Genomic DNA, 15,598 nt, shown 5'->3' with positions numbered 1-15,598 from the left:
CATGCCCTGCCGGATCGCTCCCTGGGAACGACACAAAGCCGGGACTGACGGATTTGGCCGTGTTCTGCACAATTTCCCGTCAGAGTGCAATGAAAGGTTCCGAAAAGACGGGTTTTTTCAGGTTTCACAAGGTGAAATTGTGCCTGCTCGGCGGGGCTGGACTACTGGCGGGCAAGTCATGCGGGCGCTACCCCGCCTCCCGGAAAGGGGCAAGCCCCTTTCATCCCGCCTTATCCGAACTGGTTTCCAGAGGGCGGCTGCCCTTTGGCGGAGGATGGGACAAGGCCCCGTGACGACCTTACGCCCTGAGCCCAAAATCCTCTGCGGGGCGAGCCCCATATGGGTGATAATGGCTGCAGCGGCCTGGTTGCCCAGCGTGGCACAGGCCTCGAGGCTGCGCCCCTTGGCGAGACCAGCCAAAAAGCCTGCCGCAAAGGCGTCGCCTGCACCTGTCGTATCCACAACCCGGACCGGCTCGGTTGGCACGACAATCTTCTGCCTTCGGAGAGAATGACGGCCCCCTTCTCACTGCGTGTCAGCACGACAAGAGCGGCATCTGCTCCTGCCTGTGCTGCAGCAGAATCGAAATTCTCGGTACCATAAAGGGCGCAGATCTCGGCTTCATTGGCGAAGAGAATGTCGATATGCCCGGCCACAAGCGCACGAAAAGCGTCATGATGACGGGCAACGCAGAACGTATCGGAAAGTGTAAGGGCAACGCGGCGCCCGGCTTTGTGAGCTGTTTCCGCGGCCAGGATGAATGCGGCCTGGGCACGATCCTTGTCGAAAAGATAACCTTCCATATAAGTCACCGCGGCATCCGAAACAGCAGCCTGATCGACATCTTCCGGCCCGAACTCCGTACAGATACCGAGATAGGTATGCATGGTACGCTGGCCATCAGGTGTGACGAGAATGATGCAACGTGCGGTAGGACGATCGGCGGTCTCAACCGGAACAGAGGGGTAGAGCAGATTCTGTGCTGTCAGGTCTCTGGCATAGCCAAGGCCGGCTTCATCTGCCGCAACTTTGCCGAGATAACCAACGCGAGCGCCAAGACGGGAGGCAACGACCGCCGTATTGGCGGCAGAACCACCACCCATAATCTGTTCGGGGCTGATTTCCGCTTCGATTTCTGCGGCCTGGGCAGCATCGATCAGTGTCATGCTGCCTAGCGGCGAGCCAAGTGCCTCGAGCGTCTCATGAGAAACCGGGGCCAGAATATCGACAATAGCATTACCAATGCAGAGCAGATCGAGAGCAGGCGCAGTCATGAAGTCTCCGGAACGATGAATTAAATTGACAGAACCTTTACCCACGCCATGAAATCAACACGATCACTCGCGATCGTAACGCTGCGTGAACGACAGGTTCGGCATTCTTCGCCAAAGGCCATGACACAAGACTGGGTTAGGGTCAAAAACCGCGAAAACCTGCCCTTTATCCGCTTGTCGCTTGCGCATCTTACCGTGTAAGCCGGGTGAGGACACGGGTCGCCATCTCGATGGCACCTTATCTGTCCCAAAGCCGACAGCGGCACCCGAACCGCCACCTCTCAGAACGCGCAGCGGGGTTCTCTTGTTCAAACGACGCAAACCAGAAGATACAGCTCCTCCATCTTCAGGTGCTTCGGCCAGTACTGGTCAAAAGGCGACTGCCCCCGGCTCGGGCAGCGCCTCGCTCTTCCCTGAGCGTCCGACCTCAGCGTCTGACGCTTCATCAGCCTCTCAACTCAAGGATTCTGTAGCGATGGGTCGTTCGCCGTTCCCCACCCCTCCCTCTTCCGCTACGCCGGCGGCACCTGCCGCAGCAGCACGTCCGGCAGCCGCAGCAGCGGCTGCACCCGGTGGACGCCGCGATTCTTCCGATCGCCGTACTCTGGTAGTCGGCCGCGGCATTTCGGTTCAGGGCTCGATACAGGACGCAGAGCGCCTTGTTGTCGAAGGCACGGTTGAAGCCTCACTGCTTCAGGCAGCCGAGCTGGCTGTTGCCCAGGGCGGTGTGTTTCGGGGCGAGATCGAAGTCGAGGATGCCGACCTGGCTGGCACGATCGACGGTACACTGACCGTTCGTGGCAATCTGACCGTTCGCGCCACAGGCAAGCTCATTGGCAAGACCCGTTGCCGTCGCCTTCAGGTAGAAGACGGTGGCCAGATCACCGGTCATCTTGAAATGATTACCGGCGATATGCCGCCGCGCCCTGCCGCACCTGATGCCGCTCCCCCGGCTGTCGAAAAGACGGAAGAGACGACACCTTCTGTCTGAGTGCTTCCAGACCTCAACAAAAAGGCCCGGTCATAACGACCGGGCTTTTTTTATACATACGATTCAGCGCCGGTTACGCTCACCCAACACTCTCACGACGATCACGCAGCTTTACATACGCAATGGCACAATGTTCGGCACAATAAGGTTTGCCTGGGACCGGCTTGGCACCACAGAAATGAAAGCCCGGCGTACCCGGATCACCGTTCGGCCAGCAGCAGGACGGGCCACGACGCGTGGAGCTTTCTGTCGTCAGCGGACGCAGAAGCGGACGAAGCATCAGATCTGGCGACATGGTTTTGGGCTCGGCAGGTTTACGGGTCGGGCTTGGCTTGACGGCTGCGGAAGCCTCTTCCGCGGATACCGGGCTGATATTTTCAACAGGTTTTTCGACACGTTCTGCTTTGGGTGCTGAAGAGACAGTCGTCTCGGCAATAACAGGTCTGGTCGGGGTTGGAGCAGCAACCTCACTGGCTGCGGGTGACTTGACCTCGGATACCGGAGGAATCGCCATGGGCGCTTCTGCCGTTGTTTCCATCACCGGCTGGGACACGGAAGTCTCTGCCGCACTCTCCTTGCGGGGCTTGGCCGTCGCACGGATAGGCGATGGACGGGGGGGCAGGCCCAGCCGATGCGCCTTGCCCACGACGGCATTCTTCGTGATCGACAGTTGCCGGCCAATCTCGGCTGTCGATAGTCCTTCCTGCCAAAGCGTCTGAAGACGGGAGATTATTTCGTCAGTCCATTCCATCGCCCGTACTCCTCATTCAGTCCTGTGACGTAAAACTAGTGTGTCAATACGACTTGCTCAATCCGTAAGTCGGATTTTTCTATGATGAGACTGGCGCATAAACACAGAGCTCTTGCACAAGTCAATCTGAAGCCGTCAGAATTACCAAAGAATGAAAGATAATTCGTGCTTTAGGCCTCGGTCAGAATTGCATCCTGTCTTTCCTGGCAGTCTCTTCCGATCCGATCAGCGTGACGGATCCATACGGATCAACCTTACGGAGCGTCCGTTAACAGCCAGCTGGATTTCTCCCCTGAGCAAAGCCAGGGCATCGTCACCAAAAACAGCCCGACGCCAACCCTGCAGAACAGGGCTATCCGTCTCGCCAAGAGCAAGACTGTCCAGATCTTCACTTGTAGCGACCAGCTTGGGCGCTACGCGATTGGCCTCGCAGCTCGCCGCCAGAACAACCTTGAGCAACGCCACAAGCGCCGATGAAGGTTTGGCGCCTTCCGGTTTGCGCGGCGGACGGGGCAGATCCTTTTCAGGAAGATCGTTACCAGTCTGGATCGCCGCAAGCAGGCCCGGCGCCGCCTTGCCCTCAGCAAAACCACGAGAAACCCCACGCACGCGTGACAGGGCCTCAGCATCCTGCGGGCGAACAGCCGCAATCTCAAGCAGACTTTCGTCACGGATCAGACGCTGGCGCGGAATATCGAGCGCCTGTGCCTCAATCTCACGCCAGGCAGCCACTTCACGCAGCACACCCAGCATGCGGCGATTATTGGTACGCGCCTTGAGACGCTCCCACTGGCGGCGCGGATCAGGCCGGAACGTTGCCGGGTCGTTCAGAACGGCCAGCTCGGCATCGGCCCAGTGCAGGCGGTTCTGCTTCACCAGCTCGTCATGCAAGGTCAGATAGACATTACGCAAATGGGTAACATCTGCCGCAGCATAAGCAATCTGTGCTTTTGAAAGCGGACGCGCCGCCCAGTCGCTGAAACGGTGCGTCTTGTCGATCCCTGCACCGGTAATGGCGCTGACAAGCGTATCATAGCCCACCTGATCACCATATCCGCCTACCATCGCAGCAACCTGCGTATCAAAGATCGAACGTGGCAGGACATCGAAAAGATGCAGGAAGATTTCAAGATCCTGCCGCGCCGCATGAAACACCTTCACACAGCTTTCTGTCGCCAGAAGATCAGCCAGTGGCGCAAGGTCAAGCCTGATGCAAGCGTATCAATGACCGCCACATCTGCCATACCGCCAAGCTGCACAACGCAGAGTTGCGGCCAGTATGTATGCTCTCGCACAAACTCCGTATCGATCGTGACGAACGGCTCCTGCTTGAGTCGCGCGCAAAGTTGCGCCAAATCGTCTGTAGAAGACACGATGACTGGGGCTGGGAAACCGGCTTGAGACACTTGCATTTCCCTTCCATACATCAGGGCAGACCATCATGACCACATCAGAGAACGATCTGGCCGCATTGAGCCAGCTTGGCCGCCAGACTGTCCAGCCGGACAGCCCCGAGACCGCAACGCTCGAACGCGTGCCGAGCCCTCATAAAGGTCGCGACTACGTCGTGCGCTTTACCGCACCCGAATTTACCTCTCTTTGCCCTGTCACGGGCCAGCCGGATTTCGCCCATATCGTGATCGACTACATTCCCGATGAATGGATCGTCGAGAGCAAGTCACTGAAGCTGTATCTGACCAGCTTTCGCAACCATGGGGCCTTTCATGAAGATTGCTCTGTCAGCATTGCCACAAAGCTGGTCGAGGTGCTGAATCCGAAATGGCTACGTATCGGAGCCTACTGGTATCCGCGTGGTGGCATACCGATCGATGTGTTCTGGCAGACAGGCGAGCCGCCAAAGGGTGTCTGGATTCCGTCTCAGGATGTTCCCGGCTATCGCGGTCGCGGCTGAACCAGCGCACATCAAAAAAAGCCGGAGATCCTGATGGACCTCCGGCTTTTCCTTAACCTGTGCAGAGCTGAGAGCCTCAGTGCAGAGGATGCGCTGCCTCTGCCGCTTCGATCGCTGCGCGGGCGGCCTGAATCTTGCGAGACAGACGGTCCTGATCGGCAATATCGTCAGCGGCGATATTGGTCAGCTGGACCTCAAGCATCTCGAGACGGGATGCTGCCTCGCTGACGACAATTTCTTCAACCGCCAGAGCCTCATCCGCAAGGATGGTGCAGCGTGTTGCGGTGATATCGGCGAAACCACCGGAGACGAAAAAACGCTCGGTCACGACACCGTTCTCATAGAGAGAAACGATGCCGCCCCGCAGCAGGAGCATGATCGGCGCATGATCCGGCATGGCCGCGATATCGCCTTCTTCGCCCGGAATGACAGCCATTTCTACTTCCTTCTGGAAGAGCAGCTTCTCCGGGCTGATGATTTCGACCTGAACCGGCATGGGCTTACGCCGACTCCTTCATCTTCTCGGCCTTGGCGATCGCTTCTTCGATCGGACCGACCATGTAGAAAGCGCCTTCCGGCAGATGATCATATTCGCCGGCCACAATCGCCTTGAAGCTGCGGACCGTATCGTCGAGCGCAACGAGCTTGCCCGGCGACCCCGTGAAGACTTCAGCCACATGGAAAGGCTGCGACAGGAAACGCTGGATGCGACGGGCGCGCGCAACGACCTGCTTGTCCTCTTCCGAAAGTTCATCCATGCCCAAGATCGCAATGATGTCCTGCAGGCCCTTGTAGGTCTGAAGGATGCGCTGCACGTCACGGGCCACCTGATAGTGCTCTTCACCGACAATCTTCGGGTCGAGCGAGCGCGAGGTGGAGTCGAGCGGATCGACAGCCGGGTAGATACCCATTTCAGCAATAGAACGGTTCAGAACCGTTGTGGCATCAAGATGGGCGAAGGTTGCAGCAGGCGCCGGATCGGTCAGATCGTCGGCAGGCACGTAAACAGCCTGAACCGAGGTGATCGAGCCCTTCTTGGTCGATGTGATGCGCTCCTGAAGAGCACCCATCTCGGTCGCCAGCGTCGGCTGATAGCCCACAGCCGAAGGAATACGACCCAGCAGAGCCGAGACTTCCGAACCAGCCTGGGTAAAGCGGAAGATGTTGTCCACGAAGAACAGCACGTCCTGGCCTTCCTCGTCGCGGAAATATTCTGCGAGAGACAGGGCAGAAAGAGCAACGCGGGCGCGGGCACCCGGCGGCTCGTTCATCTGGCCATAGACAAGCGCCACCTTGGACCCGGCTGTAGAGCCGTCTTCACCGATCTTGATGACGCCAGCATCCTGCATTTCGAAATACAGGTCGTTGCCTTCACGCGTACGCTCACCGACGCCGGCGAAAACAGACACACCGCCATGAGCCTTGGCGATATTATTGATCAGTTCCTGAATGATGACGGTCTTGCCGACGCCTGCACCACCGAAGAGACCGATCTTGCCACCCTTGAGATAGGGGCAAAGCAGATCGACAACCTTGATGCCGGTCACAAGGATTTCAGATGCAGCCGCCTGGTCTTCAAAGGAAGGAGCCTTGCGGTGAATTGTGTAATGCTTGTCGGACACGACCGGGCCACGCTCGTCAACGGGCTCACCGATGACGTTGAGGATACGGCCAAGCGTCGCCGGGCCAACAGGTACGGTGATCTGGGCACCGGTATCCTTGACCGCGCTTCCACGAACGAGACCGTCCGTGCTGTCCATGGCGATGCAGCGCACTTCGCGCTCACCGATTTCCTGTGCCACTTCGAGCACAAGGGTCTGGTCGCCGTTCTGGACGTGCAGCGCATTGAGGATATGCGGCAGCGTGCCTTCGAACTGGACATCGACCACGGGACCGCGGACCTGCGTCACGCGACCCACGACGTTGCTGCTGGCAGACGACAGAGTTTCGGACATCGTATTTCGGCTCCTGCGTAAAAGTCTCAGACGGCTTCAGCGCCGGAGATGATCTCGATAAGTTCTTTGGTGATGTTGCTCTGGCGGGTGCGGTTGTAGCGCTGCGACAATTCGTCGATCGCCTTGCCTGCGTTCCGTGTCGCGTTATCCATCGCGGTCATGCGTGCGCCCTGCTCGCCAGCTGCACTTTCGAGAAGCGCTGCGAAGAACTGAACCTGGATGTTACGCGGCAGAAGCTGAGCGAGCAGCTCGGCTTCACTGGGCTCAAATTCATATTGAGCGCTATATTCGGTCTTGTTGTCGTTCTCGGCCAGCTTCAGGGGCACAAGGGCCTCTTCCGTCGGGATCTGGGTCATGGCGTTCACAAAACGGTTATACACAACCGTCACGCGATCGACCTTACCGGACATCAGCAGATCCGTCACGCGTTCGCCGAGATCGGCAGCAGCCTGAAACTGGACCTCACGGCCACCGGTGCCGGTGATGCGGTCAACCAGTTTTGCCGGATAGATGCGGGCCATGGCCTCGCCGCCCTTGCGTCCGACTGGCAGAACACGCACGGTTTCGCCCTGCGCTTCCAGACGCGACACCAACTGACGTGTGGCGCGCACCAGATTGGCGTTGAAACCACCGGCAAGTCCGAAATCGCTGGTCAGAAGAACAACGAGATGGGTCGACCCCTTGCCGCCTTCAAGCAGAACGGGCAGATCGCCCTGACCTGCCGTTGCGGTAGCCAGTTCGGCAAGCATACGGCGCATGGCCGCAGCATAGGGACGCGAAGCCTCGGCGTGTTTCTGAAAACGGCGCAGCTTGGACGCTGCAACCATTTTCATGGCACTCGTGATCTTGCGCTGCGATTTCACGCCCGCGATCCGGGCGCGCAGTTCCTTCAGCGAGGGCATGATACGTCCTTAGGCTGCAAAGCGCTTGTTGAACGCCGTAAGCAGCTCGGTCAGCTTGGCTTCGGTTTCCGGCTTGATCTGGCGATCATTGCGGATGGCGTCGAGAATATCCTTGCCCGGGCCGCGCATTTCGGCAAGCAGCGCCGTTTCATAGCGCACGACCTGATCAACCTTAACGACGTCGACAAAGCCACGTGTACCGGCAAACAGCACAACAACCTGCTCTTCAACCGGCAGCGGCGAGGTCTGAGGCTGCTTGAGCAGCTCGGTCAGACGAGCCCCGCGCTCGAGCTGCTTGCGGGTTGCAGGGTCGAGATCGGAAGCGAACTGGGCGAACGCAGCCATTTCACGATACTGGGCGAGGTCCAGCTTGATCTTGCCGGCAACCTGCTTCATCGCCTTGATCTGGGCTGCGGAGCCAACGCGCGACACCGAACCACCGACGTTCACGGCGGGGCGGATGCCCTTGTAGAACAGATCGGTCTCAAGGAAGATCTGGCCATCGGTGATCGAGATCACGTTGGTTGGGATATAGGCAGCAACGTCACCAGCCTGCGTCTCGATGACCGGCAGAGCCGTCAGCGAACCACCGCCGAACTCGTCGGACATCTTGGCCGCACGCTCAAGCAGACGCGAATGCAGATAGAACACGTCACCCGGGAAAGCCTCACGGCCCGGCGGACGACGGAGCAGCAGCGACATCTGGCGATAGGCCACAGCCTGCTTGGACAGATCGTCATAGCAGATCAGGCATGCATGCCGTTATCGCGAAAAAACTCACCCATCGAGCAGGCCGAGTACGGCGCGAGGTACTGCATCGGAGCCGGGTCGGAAGCCGTTGCGGCAACAACGATGGAGTATTCCATCGAGCCTTCTTCCGTCAGCGTGCGAACAAGGTTGGCAACGGTCGAACGCTTCTGGCCGATGGCGACATAGATGCAGTAAAGCTTCTGCTTCTCGTCACCTGTGGCGTTGACGGGCTTCTGGGCAACGATGGTGTCGATCAGGATAGCGGTCTTGCCGGTCTGACGGTCACCGATCACGAGCTCACGCTGGCCACGACCGATCGGCACCAGGGCGTCAATGGCCTTGATACCGGTCTGCATTGGCTCGCAGACGGACTGGCGCGGCATGATGCCGGGCGCTTGACCTCGGCGCGCTTCATGACGACGTCGGTCAGCGGGCCCTTGCCGTCGATCGGGTTGCCGAGCGCGTCAACAACGCGACCCAGAAGACCTTTGCCGACCGGCACTTCGACCACAGCGCCCGTACGGGTGACAGTGTCACCTTCGCGGATGCCGTCACCGTCGCCGAACACAACAATGCCAACACTGTCTTCTTCGAGGTTGAGCACCATGCCGCGGTCGCCCGTGGTCTGGAAATCAACCATTTCGCCGGACATGGCATTGGACAGGCCATAGACGCGCGCAATGCCGTCACCGATTGACAGGACTGTGCCTGTCTCGGAGACCTGCGCTTCGTCATTGAAGGACGCGATCTGCTGCTTGAGGATGTCCGAAATCTCTGCGGGACGGATATCCATCACGCGGCTCCCTTCATGGCATTCTGGATGCGGGTCAGACGCCCGCGAATGGAGGTATCAAATAGCTTGGCGCCGATCTGCACGACAAGGCCACCGATCAGTTCGGGCTCGACGCGTTCGATCATGGAAACGCGGGCGTAACCCGCTTCTGCCAGGCGGGTCTGCAAGGCGCTGCGCTGTGCTGCACTGAGCGGCTGCGCGCTGCGCACTTCGGCAACCGTCTCACCGCGACGCTTGGCGTCAAGAGCAAGAACAGCACCAAGAATATCGTCGAGGCGTGCCACACGTCTGTTGCGCGCGATCACACCGGCAAAACGCAGGATCGTGTCGCTGAAGCCCTGTGCCTTCAGTACGGCTTCCAGACCCTGGCCTGCCTGGCGGGAATCGAGGCTCTGGTCAGCAAGAAAATCGCGCAGAGTCGTGCTTTCCGCAACAAGCTTGCGCAGCGCACGTACCTGATCAAGCACCTCAGGCAGTACCGATTTCTCTTCGGCATACTCGTACAGCGCCAGAGCATAGCGATGTGCCACGCCTCCTGACGAATCCAAGCTGACCTGCGGTGCTTCGGCTGTTTCGACCACTGTCACGTCCGGCGTTCCCACCCCAATATAACAAACATCCTGATGACCAGTTTGCCGCAGTACCGGGATCACCCCGGAGATCCTGCCAGTGCAAGCCTTTGGTCATAACTCAGGTTAACGAGACTGTTCGTCCCGATTCCGCAATAACGGGTCGGGCCTCGCGGGGCGTCTAGCACGCGTGGAGCGCCCTGTGCAACTGACACTCTGGTGCATAAGGAACCTGCATGGTGAAGCACTCGGTTTCACCAGAGCCGGAGATGACCCGGTTCGGGTGCTCCCATCTTGGAACCACTCCTGACGCAACCTTGTCCGCCCTGGCAACTCACCCGCCGGAATAACGTCCGGCCTGCCTCCATGAAATGAACCGGCAGAAAGAAGATGCGCAGACGGGCTCTCAGGATTTCTGCAGATAACTCCTGACCAGAAACCTGACGTCAGGATTTTACAGCTGTTTTTTTCAGGAAGAAGCAGCTGGAGCGGGCGAAGGGAATCGAACCCTCCTCAGAAGCTTGGAAGGCTACTGCATTACCACTATGCTACGCCCGCGCTTCAGCTGATGCCCCTCCCTAACCTTCTTCCCGACGGGAAGCAAGTGACAGTTTCAGCGGAAAAACTTTAAATGATCTCTTGACTTAAACGCGTCCGCACCGCATTACGCCGCAAGTGGTCTCGTCATGACCCGCCGGAACGGGTGTCTTACCCTGAAAGGCTGATCAGGCGGACGACGATAGGGGTGTAGCTCAATTGGCTAGAGCGCCGGTCTCCAAAACCGGAGGTTGAGAGTTCGAGACCCTCCGCCCCTGCCACCACGCCGCAGCCGCTGGCTGATCAAGTCAGCGAGCGGAGTCGGGCGCGGTATTCCGCCACGCGCGGCTTTCAGATAAATTATGAGGATGACGGTGTCGGTCACTACCCCCAGAAACGGGTCGCAGCAGTCTTCGCCCTCTAAGGGCGGGCCTTCAAAAGACGCCCCGAAACCCTCTTCCAAGCCAGCTGTCCGTTTTAATCTGGTGCAATACCTTAAAGACGTACGCGCGGAGGCGACCCGGGTAACCTGGCCGACTCGCCGTAACACGCTGGTCACAACCGGCGCCGTGCTGGCCATGGCTGCCCTCACCTCTGTTTTCTTTTTCGTCGTGGACCAGGTCATCGGACTTGGTGTGCGCGAGCTCTTTGGCGTTGGAGGCTAAGACGAACAACAATGGCTAAGCGTTGGTACGTCGTGCATGTCTATTCCGGGTTCGAGAAGAAGATTGCCACCCATATCAAGGAACAGGCAGCTCAGAAGGGTCTGAGCGACCAGTTCGAGGAAGTACTCGTTCCGTCCGAAGACGTGACCGAAGTGCGCCGTGGTCGCAAGATCAATGCCGAGCGCAAATTCTTCCCAGGCTATGTTCTGGTAAAAATGGAACTGACCGACGATGCCTGGCATCTGGTCAAGGACACACCAAAGGTTACCGGCTTTCTTGGCACACGGAACCGTCCCTCCCCCATCACGGAAGCCGAAGCCGAGCGTATGCTCAAACAGGCTGAAGAAGGGGTAGAAAGCCCGCGTTCTGCTCTGACCTTCGAAATTGGCGAGCAGATCCGTGTTGCCGATGGTCCGTTCACATCCTTCAACGGTGTCATTGAGGAAGTGGACGAAGAGCGCTCCCGCCTCAAGGTGAGTGTCTCGATTTTTGGTCGCTCTACCCCGGTGGAGCTCGACTATACACAGGTCGAAAAACTCTGATTATCCGGCGACAAGCCTGAAAAAACCGCCTCCGGAAGAAGGCGGGTTTTTTTATACCTTGTGACCAACATCAGGAAAGCCGGTCCCTCCGGAACCCTCATGGCGCGATCGGCAAAACCGGCAGGGTACGGATCTTCTGCGCTGCGAGATCGGCCAACTGCCCGGTAAGAGTGCTCAGCCCGGCAACCAGTGTGTTGGGCTGCTTGTTATCCAGACGCGTCTGGAACTGAACCGGCACAGTCATATTGGGGCCGATACCCTGCTTGTCACCATGTACAGAGAGTGTACCGACCAGTGACGCATTTCCCTGCTGATCGGCGTTGAATGCCGTAACCGTTAGCTCGACGAACGCAAGCGGCCGGGTCGAAACAGCGTCATTCTGTGCAAAAACAGTTGTGCCTGGCAGGCGTTGCGCCAGATCCTGGGTCAGAACACGACCAATCATGCCTCCGATCGCCTCGCTCCAGGCATTACCCTTGGCGATACCCAGTTTGTAATCCTTGTCCTGTCGTACAATCTCATCACGATCCAGACTGGCTGCGACGACCGGTGTGCGCACCTCTACCACGGCCGGCCCACCGGACTGGGAGACACCGGGAACGGGCGCAATGGAGTAGAGTGTCGGATCACTCCCACAAGCCGAGAGACCCGTTGCCATCAGAAGAGACATGGCGGCAATGGCTACAGGACGGCGCAGGGCGGGGTATGAGCAGAGAGCAATATGTATCTTCACGTCAGTGGCGTCCCGTGATCAGTGCCGAAGGATGATGATTGAGGTAATCCGTCAGGAAGCGGATCGAACGAGCCGCCTGACCAAGCTGCGTGATCATGGCCTGCAAATCGCGATGGAAATCCGTGTCGCCCCCGTAGCTGGCCAGCACCACCTGAGCATTTTTAAGCGTCCCCTGCAGTGCATCGCTCATGGCAGGCAGCTTTTTGAGCAACGGTTTCATGCCCTGATCGGCATTCTGGGTCAGCTCCGAGACATGACGAAGCGAATCGCGCAGAGCAATGATCGACTGTTTTACTTCCGGGCTCGCCAGACGCTGATCGGCATGAGCCAGCAGATCATTCAGATGTTCGCCAATCTGGGTCAACGGCATTGCCGCAACCTTGTCCATCGTCGTCGCCGCTGAAGCCATGATCCCGTCAAAGCCACCGGGCTGACTTGGGAGAATGGCCACGTCGCCTTCATAGGTAAGGCTGGCAGGTTTGGCATTCTTGACGAACTGCAGACCAATCATCGATTCACCCGTCAGGAAGCTGGCGCTCTCCACAGAGGCGCGCATGCCTCTTGCAATGAACGCCTCCAGCAACTTGCGCTGGGATTCACGCGTGGTTTCCTCCGCGCTCAGCACACGCTCGGTTCAAGCTCCATTTCCACCCGGACGCGAGCGGTCGCATCTTTCTCATTCACCTTGAGCGATACATCGGTCACACTGCCCACCTGAATGCCGAACATGCTGACACTGGCGCCGGAGGTAAGTCCTTTGACCGAACTGTCAATATATGTGGCTGCCTTGACGCGCTGATGATAGCGGGCGTTATCCGCCTCAGCCTGACTAGCATAGAGTCTGAAAACCGAATTGGCCGGAGCTGGGGGGCATCAACCTTGAGACGTCGTGTTGGCAGACCAAAGGCAACGCCTCCTGACAGCAGTGCCTGAAGCGAGGTCAGCTGAACCTTGAGGCCACCAGCCCCGAGCCCGACCTGCACACCAGAGACATTCCAGAATCGCGTATCAGTACGCAGATAGTGATCATAAGGCGATTTGACGAAGACCTGGACCATGATTGGTCCTTCTCCCCCCGGCGGCATGGTATACCCCAGCACCTCACCTACCGACATGTCACGGAAGAAGACCGGTGCGCCTTCACCGATCGATCCCAGCGTCGGCGTTACCAGCATGAAGGTTGAGCCGGGCTGGTCTGATCTTACGCCAGGTGCCGCTTCAAGCCCGGTGAAATTGCTCTCGTAGCGCCCCCCTTTTTCGCCAGGATCGATGGCGATATAGGCACCGGAGAGCAGGGTTTCGAGCCCGGTGATACTGGCGCCGTTGATACGCGGCCTCACGACCCAGAACCGTGTATGTTCGGTCAGAATATCTTCTGTATCGCCGTTCATCCGTACATGGACAATGACGCGACGCATATCGGGCGTCAGGCTGATATCCTGCACCGTACCAAGCGTCACCGCCTTGTTCTTGACCTGGGTCTGCCCCGCAGTCAGGCCCGAAGCCGTGTCAAACGTGATTGTGATATCCGGTCCGCGATTGGCCAGGCTTCGCCATGCGAGCCAGCCGGATATCAGGATCGCCAGAATCGGAATCAGCCAGATAACCGAAAAACGCGTTTTTCTGATACCGGCCTTTTTAGGGGCGGGTGAGTTCTGCCGGGATTGATCGTTTTGGTCGCTCACGCGCGCTCAGGCTCCATATCGTGAGGAGGAAATGAAGTATCGTCCCTGGAGATCCCTCCAAGGTCGGAATTTTGTCTTGCCTCATCGGGGGCCGGAACAGGACCGTTCTCCCCGGCAGCGTCCCACATGCTACGTGGATCGAAGCTATGCACCGCGAATATCGTCACAATTACGACGATAGTAAAGAAAACCACACCGGGATCGGCAAGAACATTCGCAAGAAAATTGAAGTGCACGATCGCAACAAGAATAGAGATCATGAACACGTCGATCATCGACCAGCGCCCGATCAGATCGATCAGCCTGTAAAGCTTCGTCAGCAGACGCAGAGCCTTTTTCTGCTTGCGCCAGGTGCCAATCACCATGACAGCCAGAGAAACAATCTTGAGTACAGGCACTGTAATGGATGCGAACAGCACCAGAAGCGCCAACGGAATCAGATCCGCCTGCCATAATTCGATCACACCGTGGATGATCGTGCTCGTATCGGCCTGACCCATCTTTGTATAGGTCATGACCGGCAGGAGATTAGCCGGAATGTAACAGATAATTCCAGCCAGAAGCAAAGCTGCGGCATTCGTCAGACTGTTGGATTTGCGCCTATGCAATATCTGGTGACAGCGTGGGCAGTCGCCCATATCACCTTCACGCGAGACGGCATGACCGAAATCCATGACCAGCCCACAGGAATGACAGGACAGCATCTGATCCAGGGGAGGAATTGAGTCTTCACTGGCGTGCACATGCTCGACTGGCAGAAGGCGTCCCTCGGTATCCTCCATTTCCTCACGGATATCGCGATTATGCCAGATACGCTCGACATCGAGCGTCGAATCTGTTGCAGCCATGGTGATCATGAGTGCCGCAATCAGAAACACGCCCGCTTTCAGGTCAACAATCGCCAGATCGATCAGCTTGGTATACGCAACAAAGACACCGAGGATATAGACCTCGATCATCGACCATTCGCGCAGCTTATCGTACCATGAGAGCAATCGTGGCGCCCAGTCCGGCATGTGTCGCCGACTGGCACCGACAAGAATGGCGCCCATCAGGGCAATTGCTATGCCTGGCATGATCAGGGTGGTCAGCCCTACAATGAAACCGATTTCGCCAAAACCTTCCCGGCCGAGCTCCAGCGGTCCTGTCAGAATCGTGACAGTGTTGACCCGGCCATGCACGTTGATCGTCATCAGCTGAGTCATCAGCAAGGCGATATAAAGCGCGGCAGAGGCAAGGCAGAAAGCCGTTGGAGCGGCTATGGGCGCAGTGCGTCTGCGCCTGGCAAGCTGGGCATCACACCGCGTGCAGAAAGCAACCTTTCCGCGTTCCAGCCGCGGCATGGTCTGAAACAATCCACAATAGGGGCATTCGCGCACGCCTTCCACGACCCTCAGCGTTGGAGACGGGGCCACAGGAGACGTCATCGTGACGGCGTTACGCCACAGGCGCTTATGAAAGCGATCAGACATGGATCATAGTGTAGCGAACGATTCCACTGAGAGATAGGTGTTTGCCCTGTTGCAGTCCTACGCAGTC

The 15,598-nt window shown here is 58.1% G+C and carries 11 protein-coding genes, 2 tRNA genes and 4 pseudogenes; 5 read left to right on the top strand and 12 right to left on the bottom strand.

The annotated features are described in order from the left end of the window. Positions 1 to 324: 324 nt before the first annotated feature. A pseudogene (locus JCM25354_RS16230) lies at positions 325 to 1,274 on the bottom strand (adenosine kinase); the annotation flags it as partial. 475 nt (positions 1,275 to 1,749) lie between these two features. Between JCM25354_RS16230 and JCM25354_RS03055 the strand changes: the two are divergent. Beyond that, on the top strand, positions 1,750 to 2,265 hold the full coding sequence (locus JCM25354_RS03055; protein ID WP_025884916.1) for a bactofilin family protein: 516 nt from the start codon (positions 1,750 to 1,752) through the stop codon (positions 2,263 to 2,265). Positions 2,266 to 2,344: 79 nt separating this feature from the next. Here JCM25354_RS03055 and JCM25354_RS03050 read toward each other — a convergent pair whose 3' ends face one another. Together JCM25354_RS03050 and rnd are read right to left on the bottom strand one after the other, a co-directional pair. Beyond that, positions 2,345 to 3,016, bottom strand: a complete 672-nt coding sequence (locus JCM25354_RS03050; protein WP_025884915.1) for a GcrA family cell cycle regulator — start codon at positions 3,014 to 3,016, stop codon at positions 2,345 to 2,347. A gap of 225 nt (positions 3,017 to 3,241) precedes the next feature. Next, a pseudogene (rnd, locus tag JCM25354_RS16225) lies at positions 3,242 to 4,428 on the bottom strand (ribonuclease D). Between the two features lie 29 nt (positions 4,429 to 4,457). Between rnd and queF the strand changes: the two are divergent. Then, positions 4,458 to 4,928: a preQ(1) synthase gene (queF, locus tag JCM25354_RS03040; RefSeq protein WP_025884914.1), complete on the top strand. Its 471-nt coding sequence runs from the start codon at positions 4,458 to 4,460 to the stop codon at positions 4,926 to 4,928. A 76-nt stretch (positions 4,929 to 5,004) separates the two neighbouring features. Here the strand turns inward: queF and atpC are convergent, their stop codons facing one another. From atpC to JCM25354_RS03010, 6 genes and pseudogenes are all read right to left on the bottom strand, one after another. Next, positions 5,005 to 5,424, bottom strand: a complete 420-nt coding sequence (gene atpC / locus JCM25354_RS03035) for an ATP synthase F1 subunit epsilon (RefSeq protein ID WP_025884913.1) — start codon at positions 5,422 to 5,424, stop codon at positions 5,005 to 5,007. Positions 5,425 to 5,428: 4 nt separating this feature from the next. Then, positions 5,429 to 6,883 carry a F0F1 ATP synthase subunit beta gene (gene atpD, locus JCM25354_RS03030; protein WP_025884912.1) on the bottom strand — a complete coding sequence of 485 codons (1,455 nt, stop codon included), beginning with the start codon at positions 6,881 to 6,883 and terminating at the stop codon, positions 5,429 to 5,431. A 26-nt stretch (positions 6,884 to 6,909) separates the two neighbouring features. Continuing rightward, positions 6,910 to 7,785, bottom strand: coding sequence for a F0F1 ATP synthase subunit gamma (locus JCM25354_RS03025; RefSeq protein ID WP_025884911.1), 876 nt, complete (start codon positions 7,783 to 7,785; stop codon positions 6,910 to 6,912). A gap of 9 nt (positions 7,786 to 7,794) precedes the next feature. Further along, positions 7,795 to 9,328: pseudogene (gene atpA, locus JCM25354_RS16220) on the bottom strand (F0F1 ATP synthase subunit alpha). Further along, positions 9,328 to 9,915, bottom strand: a complete 588-nt coding sequence (atpH, locus tag JCM25354_RS03015; protein WP_035446688.1) for an ATP synthase F1 subunit delta — start codon at positions 9,913 to 9,915, stop codon at positions 9,328 to 9,330. The pseudogene atpA and the gene atpH overlap by 1 nt, the downstream one beginning before the upstream one ends. Positions 9,916 to 10,381: 466 nt before the next feature. Continuing rightward, a tRNA-Gly gene (locus JCM25354_RS03010) sits at positions 10,382 to 10,455 on the bottom strand. Positions 10,456 to 10,638: 183 nt separating this feature from the next. On the opposite strand from JCM25354_RS03010, the gene JCM25354_RS03005 reads away from it, so the two are divergent. From JCM25354_RS03005 to nusG, 3 genes are all read left to right on the top strand, one after another. Next, a tRNA-Trp gene (locus JCM25354_RS03005) sits at positions 10,639 to 10,715 on the top strand. Positions 10,716 to 10,802: 87 nt separating this feature from the next. Further along, positions 10,803 to 11,099 (top strand): preprotein translocase subunit SecE, encoded by a 297-nt coding sequence (gene secE, locus JCM25354_RS21545; protein WP_084294610.1) that lies wholly within the window; start codon positions 10,803 to 10,805, stop codon positions 11,097 to 11,099. An 11-nt stretch (positions 11,100 to 11,110) separates the two neighbouring features. After that, positions 11,111 to 11,641 (top strand): transcription termination/antitermination protein NusG, encoded by a 531-nt coding sequence (gene nusG, locus JCM25354_RS02995; RefSeq protein WP_025884908.1) that lies wholly within the window; start codon positions 11,111 to 11,113, stop codon positions 11,639 to 11,641. A gap of 97 nt (positions 11,642 to 11,738) precedes the next feature. Here nusG and JCM25354_RS02990 read toward each other — a convergent pair whose 3' ends face one another. The 3 genes and pseudogenes from JCM25354_RS02990 to JCM25354_RS02980 all read right to left on the bottom strand — a co-directional run bounded on the left by JCM25354_RS02990 (position 11,739) and on the right by JCM25354_RS02980 (position 15,531). Beyond that, positions 11,739 to 12,374, bottom strand: a complete 636-nt coding sequence (locus JCM25354_RS02990; protein ID WP_243443861.1) for a PqiC family protein — start codon at positions 12,372 to 12,374, stop codon at positions 11,739 to 11,741. A gap of 1 nt (position 12,375) precedes the next feature. After that, a pseudogene (locus JCM25354_RS23680) lies at positions 12,376 to 14,059 on the bottom strand (PqiB family protein). Then, the gene (locus JCM25354_RS02980) at positions 14,056 to 15,531 is read right to left on the bottom strand and encodes a paraquat-inducible protein A (protein WP_025884906.1); all 1,476 of its coding nucleotides are present in this window, start codon (positions 15,529 to 15,531) and stop codon (positions 14,056 to 14,058) included. Before JCM25354_RS02980 ends, JCM25354_RS23680 begins: the two are co-directional and overlap by 4 nt. Between the last annotated feature and the right edge of the window lie 67 nt (positions 15,532 to 15,598).

The organism is Asaia prunellae JCM 25354 (assembly GCF_000613885.1).
GTDB classification, from domain to species: domain Bacteria; phylum Pseudomonadota; class Alphaproteobacteria; order Acetobacterales; family Acetobacteraceae; genus Asaia; species Asaia prunellae.
The sequence above is the reverse complement of the archived record's forward strand: the minus strand, read 5'-3'. Positions and strand labels throughout refer to the sequence as shown.

Excerpts from the sequence above, each read along its gene's own strand:
- JCM25354_RS03055 (WP_025884916.1), top strand. The coding sequence starts at position 1,750 with ATGGGTCGTTCGCCGTTCCCCACCCCTCCCTCTTCCGCTACGCCGGCG.
- JCM25354_RS03050 (WP_025884915.1), bottom strand. The coding sequence starts at position 3,016 with ATGGAATGGACTGACGAAATAATCTCCCGTCTTCAGACGCTTTGGCAG.
- queF (WP_025884914.1), top strand. The coding sequence starts at position 4,458 with ATGACCACATCAGAGAACGATCTGGCCGCATTGAGCCAGCTTGGCCGC.
- atpC (WP_025884913.1), bottom strand. The coding sequence starts at position 5,424 with ATGCCGGTTCAGGTCGAAATCATCAGCCCGGAGAAGCTGCTCTTCCAG.
- atpD (WP_025884912.1), bottom strand. The coding sequence starts at position 6,883 with ATGTCCGAAACTCTGTCGTCTGCCAGCAGCAACGTCGTGGGTCGCGTG.
- JCM25354_RS03025 (WP_025884911.1), bottom strand. The coding sequence starts at position 7,785 with ATGCCCTCGCTGAAGGAACTGCGCGCCCGGATCGCGGGCGTGAAATCG.
- secE (WP_084294610.1), top strand. The coding sequence starts at position 10,803 with ATGACGGTGTCGGTCACTACCCCCAGAAACGGGTCGCAGCAGTCTTCG.
- nusG (WP_025884908.1), top strand. The coding sequence starts at position 11,111 with ATGGCTAAGCGTTGGTACGTCGTGCATGTCTATTCCGGGTTCGAGAAG.
- JCM25354_RS02980 (WP_025884906.1), bottom strand. The coding sequence starts at position 15,531 with ATGTCTGATCGCTTTCATAAGCGCCTGTGGCGTAACGCCGTCACGATG.